This window comes from Novosphingobium indicum (genome assembly GCF_014645195.1).
Lineage (GTDB): Bacteria > Pseudomonadota > Alphaproteobacteria > Sphingomonadales > Sphingomonadaceae > Novosphingobium > Novosphingobium indicum.
Map to the genome: position 1 here is coordinate 104,267 of NZ_BMLK01000011.1, position 13,041 is coordinate 117,307.

Sequence of the window (13,041 nt, forward strand, 5' to 3'; positions counted from 1 at the left end):
CGGACAAGGCTATGAACAGACCAGGAGCCAAGCGGTGGGTAATGGCGGCGATGCTGCTGGCCTATGCAACCGTGCCCGCGAAGGCCCAGCTCGGAGGCGTGTTGACGGCTTCCCCGCTGGATACCATCGGCCAGGTGGGAGAAACGATCGGAGACGTCACCGACACTACTCTGCAACCGCTGGCAGCCGCGAGACGTGACGTGCGCAAACTTGCCCGCGACCGATTGCGCAGGCTGGCGCGCCACGTGTCTGAGAACCGGGAGGCGGTCGAGTGGGACGACCGTCGTCAGCCTGCCGTGCGCGGCGAAGTCCTGCTGCTCGATCCGGATCCGGAAGCCTTGCAGATTGTAGGCAAGGCCGGATACCCGGTACTTGAGCGAAATAGCATAGCGGGGCTTGGAGTGCCTTTCGTGCGGCTTGGCGTGCCGGCCGGCAGGTCGCTTGCCCACGCCATCAGGGAATTGCGCAAGGCTCTTCCGGGCCGGACAATCAGCGCCGACAACCTCCACTTCCCGGCAGGCCGGGCGGGCGCCAGCGTGACGAGGAAGCGCAGTCCCGGCGCTTTGCCGCGAGGCGGGACAGTCGGCGTGATTGACGGCGGTATCGCGGGATCGGATCGGCTTGCGGCGCAGCACGGCTTTGCCCGGGGCGCTCCGAAGAGCAGCGAACATGCATCGGCAATTGCCTCGCTGCTGGCTGGCGCCGGCACTGCACACATTTATGGAGCGGATGTTTACGGGAGCGATCCGGCAGGTGGCAGCGCCCTCGCTATCGCCAAGGCGCTGGGCTGGATGGCGCAGCAGGCAGTTCCGGTGGTGTCGATCAGTCTGGTCGGGCCGGACAACCCGCTGCTGGCGCGCACGATAGCTGCAGCTCGGAAAAAAGGCATCGTGGTGGTTGCGGCAGTCGGCAACGATGGTGCGGCGGCCCCGCCGGCCTATCCGGCCTCCTATCCCGGGGTTATCGCCGTAACGGGGGTCGATGGTGCCAATCGGGTACTGATCGAAGCCGGTCGCGCCAAGCATCTCGATTATGCTGCACCAGGCGCCGACATGTCTGCGCTCGTCCCCGGCAAGGGCAGGATCGAACTGCGTGGAACCTCTTTTGCAGCTCCTCTCGCAGCCTCGCGCATAGCCGCGCGGCGCGCATCATTGCCCAGCGCTGCAAAAGCGCTTGAGGCGGTAGATACCGAAGCCGTCTATCCCTCGCGAAGGACAGGGCGGGGCGTCGTCTGCAATATCTGTCGTTCGGGCCTCTAGATTTTTCTTTACGTAGTCGCGGATGAAATTCGAAGCGGCATTCGTTCCTCCTGACAAACGCCCCGAAGGCAAGCTTTGGGGCGGATACAAGAGGAAGGAGCAAACCATGAACAAGCTTGCTATTACGACCGCGATCGCAACGCTCGGCCTGACACTGGTCCCAGGCACGGCCAGTGCCCAGCTTCTGGGTGGTGGCGGCGGCCTTGGCGGCATGGTCGGCGGCACTTTGGGCGGCAGCATCGGCGGTGTCGGCGGCACGATCGGCAGCTCGGTGAACGGGGCCGGCAGTGCCGCTCTTCCGAATGCCGGCCGCACCGTATCATCGACGGTGCGGGGCAACGCCGCAGCCAGCGCCAGCAAGACGGCATCGGCGCCCGACACCTCGGCGGTGACCGGCGCGGTTTCCAGCGCCCGCTCGACAGCCAACGGGATTGCCGGATCGGCTGGAAACGCGGCGAACGGTCTGGCGGGCAACGCAACGGCGTCCGGCAGCGGCACCGCGTCCGGCTCTGCTACAAACGGTTCTGCCTCCGGCGCGGCATCGGGCGCTCTTACCGGCGCTTCGACGCTGCCCATCAATCCGGTTGCTTCCGCTTCGCGTGCCGCCGATACGGCACGTGGGGCAGCCAATGGTGCAAGGTCGACCGCCGGCAATATGGCCCAGAGTGCGCAAAGCAATGCTTCGGGCAGCGCCTCCGGTAACGGTTCGGGCAGTGCCCTGGCTAGCGGAAAGAGCGCCAGTGCGCACGGTTCGGCCTCGGGCTCGGCATCCCAGGACGGGGTCAGCGGCTCGGCGAGTGTTGGCGCCAGCGCCGGAACCTGATCGCAGCCAACCCACGGTTCTGCATGGTAATCCACCGAGCATGCAGCGCCACGGTGTCCCCCGCAGCACTTTGCGGGGGACATTCTTATGGATGGCGGCGAGCGTCGATCACCGCAACCAATTCAATGTCCTGCGTATCGGGCCGGAAAAGTCAGTCCCGGTGGGGTGTGTTCGAGGCGTTCAGTTCGTTGGTTGCTTTCGGGCAACTTTCATGAGGGTCTCGGCGACCCATTCGGGTTCGGTCAGCATGAGATCGTGGCCGGTATCAATATCCCATACGCGCCCTTGAGCACGTGTCCGAAGCAAATCCATGTCGCGTCCTGGAATTGTGGACGAACAAATAAGGTGGGATTCCGGGATGGCGCGCATCGCATCCTCGTTCTTGAAGAACAGCTTTTGGGAGAAGCACTTCCAGGGTTGGGGAGACAGACGCTCGTTTGTCCACTTCGCAAGATCCGGTTCGGTTATTCCGAAGAAGCCGGCAAAGGCCGGGTCTGGACGCATCACAAGTTCAACGCCATTTTCCGTGTAGATGTTCTGGCGCTGTGGTTCGATGTTTTCGTAGGCATGCTCGTGGAGGGATTCCCCGTTGGAAGGATATGCAGCGTCAAGATAGATGCGATGTCCGACACGCTCGGGAACTCTGTCTGCCACGCCGGTGATTACCATTCCACCATAGCTATGCCCGACGAGTACGACGTCGTGCAGGTCCTCGTAGAAGAGAAGGTTCACGACATCGTCGATGTGCATTTCCAGATCGATATCGGCGTTCAGCTGATGGACATGCTCAGCCATGCCGGGAAGAGAGGGGGTGTAGACGAGATGACCTTGCGCTTGAAGCAGCCGTGCCACGGGCTGGTAGCACCAGCCACCATGACCACCGCCATGAACCAGTACAAACGTGCCCATTTCTTCTCTCTCCACGAATCATGTTGTCGTTTGAAAACATGTGAGGCTGACATTTTGTTGTCAATCGACAACAACTGCTGCCTGTGACAGTTGGATTGCTGTTATCAGGGCTGCATCGCTTATGCAGGAACGATCCGAGGATTGGAGTTTCGCCATGAAGACAAAACGAAATGCCGCGGAAACTCGTGCGAAGATACTGAAGGCGGCAACGGTTTGCTTTGCCGAGAAGGGATACAAGGCGACTGGAAATCGCGAAGTCGCCGCCGCTGCAGGCGTTAGCCTCCCTCTGGTGTCACGCTACTTTGGATCGAAGTCAGGCTTGCTTGAAGCCGCATTGCAGGCGGCACTTGAGCCCAAACCTTTTCTGAACGGACCTCGCGAGGAGTTCGGGACACGCTTGACGCGGATGATCCTCGTTGCTTCAGCCAGCGAATTGCCCATGGTGACGGCCGTGCTGGCGGCTGCAGATCCCGAGGCGAGGGAGATAGCCCGCAGGATCGTCGAGCGAGAGGTTGTCCAACCCCTTGCCGACTGGTTGGGGCCACCCGCTGCGCATCAGCGCGCGCTGGCGATCACGATGCTCGGCGCAGGTCTGACCACCCATCTCCATATTCTGCCTTTGAACGAAGCCCAGGGCATGATGCCTGACAGCCCGCTGATCGCCTATTTCGCCCAAGCGTTGCAGCGAATAGCCGATGGTGACGTGTTGTCCACTGAAGGTCTTCGGGAGGACTAGGCGGCGTGGACAAATTCCTCGCGGATCACGGTTGGCGTCAGATTGGCCCTGGTGAGGCGCGAAGGCGCAGCCAGAGCCGGCCTCTTTCAAGCCGGAGCAACGCTGCCAGGGCCAATCTGACGCCAACCCCTGCGGGGCCGGACCAAAACCCGCCACTTCCGCGTCGGCTCGGCTGGAACTATCGACATAGTCCTGCACCTCGCCTTCTTGAATTGACGGGTTTTGCCTCCGGCCGTGACCACGAGGAATTTGTCCACGCCGCCTAGGTGCCTAGTCCCAGCATGTGATGGTCTAAAACTGTCGCCATCACAGCGGAGGGAATTATGGGCGAGGTTCTCCATGGCAGCGCCAAGACCACGCACGCCATTCGAGCGGAGCTACAGCGATCGCATGCTTCGGTCGCGCACCTCGCCAGGAAGTACGGGATCAAGGATGGGCCGATTGCAATTCTCGGCTTTGCAACAGCCAGCAACGATACCGGAGGCTGGCTTTCCTGTCGCTTTCGGTAGCCGCGCGTCATATTTCAGCCCGACGGCTAGGTGCCCAACCGTCAAGCAGCATCGCACGAATCAGATCGTTTTATCCGCGCGTTCGGTATCGGCCGTAATTATCTGTTCCATGGCCGATTGCATGGTGCCGTAGAACGACGCGAGCTCTTCGATACGCCGAACGGCCTCGGGATCTGCCAACTTCGCGCCTCGCGTTTCCATCAGGCGGTTCAAGGCCCCGAGTGATGCGGTTCGCAGCAGAAACGGCGTGCCGAAATCCTCGCGCGCCACATAGAGCACGCGTTTGCTGCCCCGTTCGCCGACGCGCCGGATGTGCCCGGCCGTCTCAAGCAGCTTGGCAGCCTTGCAGGCATTGCTTTTGCTGATTTCAAGCTCTTTCGCCATTTCGTCGAGACTGGCCGGCTCACTCTGCAGAAGCAGGAAGCCATAAACCTGTGCGGCGTTTGCGGGCATATTCCACCCGGCAAGCAGCGTCACGAATTCGTCGAGGAAGCGGCGTCGATCGTCAGAAGGCATGGTGATTGACAATATTTCTCATTTAGGAAATATAGGAAATACGAAGCGGGAATCAAGCATCAGGTCATCGGCCTGCGCCGGATGAACGCCTCAATGACACAACAACAGATTGGGAAATGAGACATGCCTGCCTTGCCTGATACCGATGCCGCCATTCTTCCTGAAGGACTGCTCTATGTCGACGGCGTTCTTCGCCGCGCGGAGAATGACCGGACTTACGACAATATCGGTCCCTGGACCGGCAAGCCCGTCGGTGTCGCTGCCGATGCGTCCGCCCGCGACGTCGAGGAAGCGATTGTTGCCGCCCGCCGGGCGTTCGACACGACCGACTGGTCCACCAATCACGCAAAGCGCTTCGCGCTCGTGAAGAAGCTCTACGACCTGTTCGAAGCCAACCGGGAGCGGCTGATCGCCATTGCCCGGTACGAAGTGGGCGCCCCGCTCATGGCCGTCAACCGGGCCCAGGTTGCCAACTGCCTGAACAGCTGGCGCGACCTCATGGAGGTCTACCCGAATATGCCGTGGGAGAAAGACTACGGCGTCAGGGAAACCTCGTTCGGTACCAGCCAGCGCACCGCCTACTATGAAGCTATCGGCGTTGCCGCGGCCATAACGCCCTGGAATTTCCCGCTTTACGTCAATGCCGAAAAAGTGGTTTCCGCGCTGCTCGCCGGCTGCACCGTCATTCTCAAGCCGGCTCCCGACACGCCGCTGGCGGGTATTATCTTTGGTGAACTCGCCGCCGAAGCCGGCTTCCCGGCAGGCGTGCTGAACGTCATCACCGCCAGCGATCCGGCCGAGGCCGGGGAAATGCTGGTGACCGATCCAAGGGTCGACCTGATCACCTTCACGGGCTCGACGGCGATCGGCAAGCACATCATGCGGCAGGGCGCCGAAACGATGAAGCGGGCATTCCTCGAACTGGGCGGCAAGTCCGTCAACATAGTCCTCGAAGACACGCCCGACTTCGCGCAGGTCGTCGCGCAATCGATCCTCGTGTTCCATGCCGGCCAGGGCTGCGCGGTGCAGTCGCGCCTGCTGGTGCCCCGCAGCCGGTATGAAGAAGCCAAACAGATCCTCAAAGCCGCTTATGACGGCTTCGCAGACAAGTGGGGGCACTTCGACGAGCCGAGCTGTGCGATGGGCCCGGTCGTTTCGAGGAAGCAGATGGAGCGGGTGAAGGCTTATGTCGACATCGGCATTGCCGAAGGCGCGACCCTGCTGGCGGGCGGCAATCTGCGCCCCGACATTGGTCCGGGCTGGTTCATCGAGCCCACATGCTTTGTCGATGTTTCCAATGACATGCGAATCGCCCAGGAGGAGATCTTCGGGCCGGTGCTGGTCGTCATCCCGTTCGAGGACGACGAAGACGCGATCCGTATCGCCAACGACAGCGTCTATGGCCTTTCCGGCGGCGTCTGGTCGGCTGACCGGCAGCGCGCGATCAATGTCGCCAAACGCGTTCGCACCGGGACGATCGGCGTCAACGGGGGCACCCCGATAAACGGCGACCTGCCTTTCGGTGGCTACAAGCAGAGCGGCATCGGCCGCGCCTGGGGCATCGAGGGGATCGAGGAATACCTCGAAACCAAGGTTATGGCCTATCCGGTTTGAGCTGCCCGCTGTGGCCCGGCTGTTCAGCCGGGCCACAATGCGCTTGCAAATGCGCTCTGCCGTCGTCGGCAGCCCATAGCGGCGGTTTGGCCACCATCGAAACGCCTTCGCTTCCCGCTTAACCAATGCGCGAACACCCAGTTTGGATAGCGGATAAGCGAGATCGGACCGAGGCGCGAGATGGGCCTGCGACACTGCGCCGCCTTCCGGCAACTGCTGTGTCAAGACGGCTGCCGCTTCATGAGGCATAGGGAAATAGCTGGAATTTGAGGCGAACGGCACGGCCGCACGGAGCCTCTTCCTTTGCGGAGGGCATTTTCGTGAAAGGCCCGGCAGACCCGGCAAAACATGCATAAAGATTACATCTTTGTTTTGAGGCTCTAGGTTGACCTGAAACAAGAGCTTGGAGTCGCCAGCATGGAAACCGGAACAATCAACGAAGAGGGCCTCAGTGCGCTCGTCGAGGCATTCTACGCTCGCGTCCGGGTCGATGAGGAGCTCGGGCCGCTATTCAACGATGCGATAGCGGACTGGCCCGAGCATCTCGAAAAGCTCTGCGCCTTCTGGTCATCGGTCATGTTGACGACAGGGCGTTACAAGGGGCAGCCGGTCGCCACCACCCGCCAGCGGCGTTAGCACGTACTTGCCGTAGAGCCCCAGCGCTGTCTTGAGGTCCTTGGCCTCGCGGAACGATTTCGCGACCGGATCGTCGTAACCGGGTGCGCCTGGGTTCATCAGGCTGTAGGCCTCGCCCATGAATTCGGAATGGTCAGTCACAGCAGCAAAATCGAGCGGGCGCTTGATCTTGTGCATCGAGCCGTTGACCATGATCTGCTCGCCAGTGGCGAAGCGATAGGCGTCCTCGGGTGTCAGGCGGTTGCCGCCAATGAAGGCGTCCATGGAAACGCCGGTGTGGACATGGGTCTCGCCGAAATACGCTTCCTTGAGAGGGTTTTGGGGAACATCCGCTTCGGCGCTCGTGTCATTGGCCTCAGCCCCGGAGGTCTCTTCCTTCTCCGAGGAGCAGGCGGCAAGGCAAAGCGCCAGTGCGACGGTATAGGACTTCCTCATGGCATCACCCTCTGCAAGACCTCGTGCGGCACCGGCGCACGAACCAAAGGGCTCAAGGCCATAGTTCGGCGCCAGAAAAACGATGATAGGGCAGGGCAGTCGGCAAATGGCATCGGGGAAAACCCGGAAATCATCCGGCTTCCCAATGTACTGGTGCGCGCAATCCCCGGGGCTGATATAATCGGCTTTTAAAGCTGATAGCCGCTCGGCATTGTTGGCTAGAACCGCGTTAATGAAGGGCTACTATCAGGAAACTGATGTGCTTGAGCCAAGCAGTAGCTTGAATTGGCCGGGATACACTATTCTTCAAGGCCCTTCTTGAGAAGGTCGACCAAGACTGTAGCTTGCATCGTGGCGAAGGTCGAGAAGGTGTCGGAGATGGCGTAGGGCAGCACGATCAGATCGCCGAATCGCATCGCACCGCAGGAATAGACCACATTGGGTACATACCCTTCGCGTTCCGATTTCTCCGGCTGAACTAGCGGCACTTGCGATCGGCCGATCACCCGCGCGGGATAGGTCTTGTCGAGCAGAACCGCGCCGATCGAATAGTGCCGTACGGGCCCCACGCCATGCGTGAACAGCAGCCACCCCTCGTCCAGTTCGATCGGTGATCCGCAATTGCCGATCTGAATGAATTCCCATGGATACCTGGGCTTCAATATCGGTGTGCCGAGGCTCCATTCATGCAGATCGTCCGAATAGATCAGATGGAGGCTTTCATTGTCGTGACGGGCAATCATGGCATAACGCCCGCCGATCTTCCGCGGAAACAGCGCCATGCCCTTGTTGCTCGCCGCTGCGCCTTTCAGCGGGATCAGCCGGAATGACACGAAATCGGTTGTTTCCAGAAGTTCGGAGCGGATCGAATTGCCGCTGTAGGCCGTGTAGGTGGCGTAATACGTGGTCTCTCCCTTCTCCTGAAAGGCAACAAAGCGCGCGTCTTCGATGCCATTGGCTTGCGCCTCCGTGATCGGGAAGATCACGCGTTCCGACAGGCTGCTGTCAGGGGTGAAGGAGACATCTATCCTGTCGCCCACACGGGCTGTGACGGCCGGCAACCTGGAGAGACGTGCTGGCGGGTCAATGTCGAGCGCGCCATCGGCGGCGACCGTGCCAGACCGAAAAGTCAGCGAGGAAATATGTCCTTCGCCGACCGCTCGCAGCGAAAGAACCACGCGGACACATCCGGGCTTCACCCCGGTCTGACAGGGGTGCGGCACGATGCTGGGGTTGAACAGCGCCGCTGCCTCGAAGCTGTATTCATGCAGGAAATATGCGCCGATCAGCTGGCGTTGGGCAGGCGAGAACGAGGCGTGGTCGGAAAATGTGGCCTCCATTTCCTTGGCCCGTTGCTCGAAGGTTTCGGGAAGGTTGTGGTGACGATCGTCGAAATTATGCAGCGTGGCTCGCAGTAAGGCGGCCACCTCGTCCTCGTCCAGAGCCAATACCCGGTCGACGATGTGATCGGCGCGGGTCTTGTCGACCGGGTTGTAGTCGCGTGGCTCGATCGCCGGACGGAACGGTCGGACCACCACACGCGAGGGATCGGGCCGCAAGTGCAGGGCCTGGCGATTGAAGAATGGGGGCTGCGGCATGATATCCTCAGGCGGATGGCTGATTCTGGAAAGACGGTGCATCATGCAGGCGGATCTCGGCGATTGCCGGCGCCATCCGTTCGATCCGATGCATGTCCGCGAGGGCGAGGAGATAGGCGAGCAGCGATTCCGCGCCGCGGTTCTCGTTGGCGCGATCGGGATGTAACCCGTCACGGCAACTGCCCGTGCTCGGGTCGGCCAGTGGCATCCCCAAGTCGTTTGCGCCCGTGAACCAGGCGAAGGCCCTGTGCGCCTCCTTTCGCCATGCCGGCGCCGGATCGACGTTCAGCGCGGCGAGGCATGCGGCGATGGTCGCACAGGCCTCGACCGGTTGCTGGTCGAAGGGAAGCGGCTGCTGACGGGGGCGCAGCATGAACCCCTGCGAGCCGACCGGGCGGAAATGGCCCCCCGACCCTGTCGGGGCGGAGGCGGTCTGCATTGTCGTCAACCAGCGCAGCGCGCGCAGGCCCGCCGCAGTGAAACGGCATTCACCGGTGCCTTCCCCGGTAACGATCAGTGCTTCGCACAAGCGGGCATTGTCGTAAGAAAGTCGGTCTTCGAACCACTGCCAGTCAGGGCTTTCGCAATAGTCCAGGAGTGTTTCCAGCCGCTCGCCGAGAACCATGCGGATCCGTCGCGCCTCGCTGTCGCCCGGATGTGCCGGGCAAAAGTCGGCAAGTCCCAACAAGACAAATGCCCAGGCGCGCGGCGAGGTGAACGCCTCGACGGGGGCGAGTGCCCGGGCGAACAAGGCTGCGGCCCATTGCGCGAGCAGCGGATCGTCGGTCCGTGCCGCACAAATACCCAGCGCCCATAGCGCCCGGCCATGACTGTCTTCCGAGCCTGCCGGCTCAAGCCAGCGGCGGTCGAAGCCCATGAAGTTGCGAAAGCGTTCGGTGTCCGGGTTCCACGCATGCTGGATGAAGGCGGCGAAGCGCGGAGCCATCGTTGCGGCTAACGGCGCCGGTCCATCGGCCGCCATGCGGCAGCACAGCAGCAGTGCGCGGGCATTGTCGTCGATACAATACCCGTGATCGCGGTCGGGGATGCCGTGAACCGCATGCTGGAACAGTCCGGTATCGTCGCACATCGCCGCGAAGTGGCCCAGTGCCATCAGCGGCAATGCGTTCGCGGGCCGAGATACCGCGTGGAACGCATCGCCGTACCGTCTGGCCGAATTGGCCCAGGTCATCGCCCGGCTTGCCGCATAGGCCTTGCGTCCCATGGCGAGACGCGCCTGGTCATCGACCAGCAGGTCTGTCACCGCCGCGCCAAGGCCATCGGGATCGTCGAACGGAACCAGCATGCCAGAGCCGTCGGTCAGCAATTCCACCGCGTGCCAATAGGGCGTGGACACCACCGGCCGGCCCAAGCCGTGGGAATAGGCCAGCGTGCCCGACGTCATCTGCGATTCCACCAGATAAGGCGTTACATAGACGTCGCACATCGCAATGTGCTCCAGCAATTCGGGACGATCCACGAAGCGGTTTAGGAACAGCACATGGCCATCGAGGCCCAGTTCCTGCACTCGCGCTATCAGGCTGTCGCGATAGGTCTCGCCCTCCTCGCGCAGCAGCACAGGATGCGTCGCGCCCATCACCACGTAAACCGCATCGGGCGCCTGGGCGAGCACGGCGGGCATCGCCTCGATCATGGTCTCGATGCCCTTGTTCGGACTGATCAGCCCGAAGGTGAGGATGACGCGGCGGTCGGCGAAGCCTAGGGCTTCCTTTGCGCTTTCCGGGAGAACCAGCGGCACGTCGGGTATGCCGTGCGGGATAACCAGGATCTTGTCGGGAGTGGCACCGTAGCAGTCGATCAGGATCCTGCGCCCCTTCTGCGCCATGACCACCACGCGCGCCGAGGCGGCAAGGATCGCCTCGATCACCGTGCGCTGAGCATCTGTGGGCCGGTCGAGCACGGTATGCAGCGTAGTGACGAGCGGCACGCGCAAGGCCGCGATCAAGTCAAGGACAAGGCTACCTGCCTCACCTCCGAATATGCCGAATTCGTGCTGGAGACAGACGACGTCGAAGTCCTGTCCGTTGATGAAATCAGCCGCGGCAAGATAGCCGCCAGCGTCCTCTTCGGCGATCGTCCAGCGGACATGGGGCGGAAAGGCATATTGGCCGCCCGGGTCGCACATTGCGATGATCGCGGTCTGCGCCACGTCGTCAAGGCGGCGTACGGCCAGTTCAAGGTCGGTGGTGAAAGTGGCGATGCCGCAACGGCGCGGTAGCGCGTTACCGATGAAGGCAACCTTCAACCCGGAAGGCGAAAGGCTGTCTCAGAGCTTCCCTTTCGGTTTGCGCGTGGCGGACAGGACCGGCGAGGCCTCCGCCGGTGCCAGCCCTGCCGCAGGTTTCGGCTTGGACGCCTTGGGCTTGCGGATTTCCCGATTGCTGCGTTTTTGCGACTTCGCCATGTCAGAATGCTCCCTGTCCGTTACCCGGTTCGGGTAACCGTCCAATCGGACGGATCGAATTGCTAGCAGCAGGCATCGCCTCTACCGCTGGCCAGAAGAAGGGCCGATGGGGATAGGGAAATGACCGAAAACTGGCCTGCAGATGGACGAATTGCCCCTGGCATGCCGCGATGTCGCGGGCGTTCGTCGCCTGGGAAAAGCGCATCATGGCCAGCTGCTCGTTTTTGAATATTTCATTGAGACACATCACGTGCACTCCTGCATCAAGCGGGGGCGCATTTTATCCCTCAGCCGCGAGTGGCTCGGGTCCGAAGTCTCGCGATGCGGCAGCCATAGCACCGATTGCGGATTGCCTTGCATCAATTCGCTGCGCCCGCATCTCTGAGCCGGCCCGGTCGTCGATACAGACCTTCGGCGCGCGTCGGCATCGCGCGCTCTGTGCGCCATGAGGATGCGACCGCGTCTCCTCCGGATCGCAAATGAGCGGCCAGCAGATGTTGATGGCGCTTCTCAAACCCGCCAGGGGCGGCTTTCTCGGCGACATGTGTTCTGCGTAATTCAATTTCAGCGGACATGCTGTTCTCGCCCTTATGGTGATTTGATCACGTCATCGTCAGCAGTCCTTTGCCGCTGCAATTGCATGATTTCGGCGACCGTGCGTGCGCGCTGCTTGCTGGCTTCCCTGTTTTCGCGGAAGGACGCCTCGTGCCCCCATGCGATCGCTGCCCTCAGGGCCACGACCCGGACATTTTCCAGCGGCTCGCTTTTGGCTCGCTCCGATTGAATTGCTTCTTGCGCCCGGCACTGTGCGGATGTCAGTTCCATTGCCTGCCCTTTTCATCGAACTGTGGATGCGCGGAGGTGACGGTTGGCACCTCTGGCTCGTCTCTACGCGTGCCTGATGGATGACCTCCAGGGCCATGCAGTGCTCAGGACGGGTCATGGTTGGAGCGGATTGCCTGCTCGACGGCCTCGATAAATTGCTCGCCATATTGCTTGGTGGACACATGGTCCTGTTCGTCCTGCCCAAGTGTCTGGCTCCTGCCGAATGTGCGCTTGAGCCGAGTGAGAAAATCCGGCTCTGCTTCCGCCATATGCCGGATAAGCGCCTGCAATATACGTTCGTGAGCGAGCACCCTGCGCTCAAGATCGGTGTTCTCGATTGTCATGAATTCAGGACCTTCAGGTACCGTGAAGCCGCAAGGCGCGGGTCATTGGGTTGATAAATCTTCGCCGGGAAGCGTAAGATCGCAAAATCGCAATCGAAGTTCGTCGGCTCCCCGCTCTGTCCTGCAAAAGACCCGCGTGCCGCCGAGCGGCAAACTCATGGTCGAAAAGAACGGGACATTGTGCACGCGGCACAGGTCCATCGCGTCCTGTTCGGTCATTCTCAAGTTCACTGATCTGCGCATGCCGGCGACCTTGCCAACCCGGTCAACGTCACTTCGCCCACTGCCTGCGGTACTGGGCCATCGCGTCGTCAAGGTTGGTATATCTGTATGGGCCGACACGGTAATGGGTCACCGGGATGGCGATGACCCCATCGGGGAGCGCAGAAGGATTGCCCGGCGAAAGGGCGCC

The 13,041-nt window shown here is 61.6% G+C and carries 14 protein-coding genes and 2 pseudogenes; 6 read left to right on the top strand and 10 right to left on the bottom strand.

What is annotated here, in order from left to right:
- Window positions 1–11 precede the first annotated feature (11 nt).
- Together IEX64_RS13030 and IEX64_RS13035 are read left to right on the top strand one after the other, a co-directional pair.
- Window positions 12–1,259 carry a S8 family serine peptidase gene (locus IEX64_RS13030; RefSeq protein WP_188820103.1) on the top strand — a complete coding sequence of 416 codons (1,248 nt, stop codon included), beginning with the start codon at window positions 12–14 and terminating at the stop codon, window positions 1,257–1,259.
- A 106-nt stretch (window positions 1,260–1,365) separates the two neighbouring features.
- Window positions 1,366–2,082 carry a hypothetical protein gene (locus tag IEX64_RS13035; RefSeq protein ID WP_188820104.1) on the top strand — a complete coding sequence of 239 codons (717 nt, stop codon included), beginning with the start codon at window positions 1,366–1,368 and terminating at the stop codon, window positions 2,080–2,082.
- Window positions 2,083–2,262: 180 nt separating this feature from the next.
- On the opposite strand, the gene IEX64_RS13040 is transcribed toward IEX64_RS13035, so the two are convergent.
- Window positions 2,263–2,991 carry an alpha/beta hydrolase gene (locus IEX64_RS13040; RefSeq protein ID WP_188820105.1) on the bottom strand — a complete coding sequence of 243 codons (729 nt, stop codon included), beginning with the start codon at window positions 2,989–2,991 and terminating at the stop codon, window positions 2,263–2,265.
- A gap of 154 nt (window positions 2,992–3,145) precedes the next feature.
- Between IEX64_RS13040 and IEX64_RS13045 the strand changes: the two genes are divergently transcribed.
- Both IEX64_RS13045 and IEX64_RS13050 read left to right on the top strand, forming a co-directional pair.
- Complete coding sequence (locus IEX64_RS13045; RefSeq protein WP_188820106.1) at window positions 3,146–3,727, top strand: TetR/AcrR family transcriptional regulator; 582 nt, start codon at window positions 3,146–3,148, stop codon at window positions 3,725–3,727.
- Between the two features lie 323 nt (window positions 3,728–4,050).
- Window positions 4,051–4,161: pseudogene (locus IEX64_RS13050) on the top strand (IS481 family transposase); the annotation flags it as partial.
- 135 nt (window positions 4,162–4,296) lie between these two features.
- Here IEX64_RS13050 and IEX64_RS13055 read toward each other — a convergent pair.
- Complete coding sequence (locus tag IEX64_RS13055) at window positions 4,297–4,713, bottom strand: GbsR/MarR family transcriptional regulator (RefSeq protein ID WP_188820107.1); 417 nt, start codon at window positions 4,711–4,713, stop codon at window positions 4,297–4,299.
- A 162-nt stretch (window positions 4,714–4,875) separates the two neighbouring features.
- Between IEX64_RS13055 and IEX64_RS13060 the strand changes: the two genes are divergently transcribed.
- A complete protein-coding gene (locus tag IEX64_RS13060) occupies window positions 4,876–6,366 on the top strand; it encodes an aldehyde dehydrogenase family protein (RefSeq protein ID WP_188820108.1) in 1,491 nt (496 codons plus the stop codon).
- Between the two features lie 417 nt (window positions 6,367–6,783).
- Window positions 6,784–6,978: pseudogene (locus IEX64_RS24435) on the top strand (group III truncated hemoglobin); the annotation flags it as partial.
- Here IEX64_RS24435 and IEX64_RS13065 read toward each other — a convergent pair.
- From IEX64_RS13065 to IEX64_RS13100, 8 genes are all read right to left on the bottom strand, one after another.
- On the bottom strand, window positions 6,934–7,437 hold the full coding sequence (locus IEX64_RS13065; protein WP_188820109.1) for a DUF3604 domain-containing protein: 504 nt from the start codon (window positions 7,435–7,437) through the stop codon (window positions 6,934–6,936). The pseudogene IEX64_RS24435 and the gene IEX64_RS13065 overlap by 45 nt on opposite strands.
- A 299-nt stretch (window positions 7,438–7,736) precedes the next feature.
- On the bottom strand, window positions 7,737–9,035 hold the full coding sequence (locus IEX64_RS13070) for a glycoside hydrolase family 130 protein (protein ID WP_188820110.1): 1,299 nt from the start codon (window positions 9,033–9,035) through the stop codon (window positions 7,737–7,739).
- A gap of 7 nt (window positions 9,036–9,042) precedes the next feature.
- The gene (locus IEX64_RS13075) at window positions 9,043–11,301 is read right to left on the bottom strand and encodes a glycosyltransferase family 4 protein (RefSeq protein WP_188820111.1); all 2,259 of its coding nucleotides are present in this window, start codon (window positions 11,299–11,301) and stop codon (window positions 9,043–9,045) included.
- 21 nt (window positions 11,302–11,322) lie between these two features.
- Window positions 11,323–11,460: a hypothetical protein gene (locus IEX64_RS13080; RefSeq protein ID WP_188820112.1), complete on the bottom strand. Its 138-nt coding sequence runs from the start codon at window positions 11,458–11,460 to the stop codon at window positions 11,323–11,325.
- Between the two features lies 1 nt (window position 11,461).
- Window positions 11,462–11,707, bottom strand: a complete 246-nt coding sequence (locus IEX64_RS13085) for a hypothetical protein (protein WP_188820113.1) — start codon at window positions 11,705–11,707, stop codon at window positions 11,462–11,464.
- A gap of 341 nt (window positions 11,708–12,048) precedes the next feature.
- Window positions 12,049–12,285 (bottom strand): hypothetical protein, encoded by a 237-nt coding sequence (locus IEX64_RS13090; RefSeq protein ID WP_188820114.1) that lies wholly within the window; start codon window positions 12,283–12,285, stop codon window positions 12,049–12,051.
- Window positions 12,286–12,389: 104 nt separating this feature from the next.
- Entirely contained in the window at window positions 12,390–12,629 is a 240-nt protein-coding gene (locus tag IEX64_RS13095) for a hypothetical protein (protein ID WP_188820115.1), read from the bottom strand.
- Between the two features lie 42 nt (window positions 12,630–12,671).
- Entirely contained in the window at window positions 12,672–12,848 is a 177-nt protein-coding gene (locus IEX64_RS13100; protein WP_188820116.1) for a hypothetical protein, read from the bottom strand.
- Window positions 12,849–13,041 lie beyond the last annotated feature (193 nt).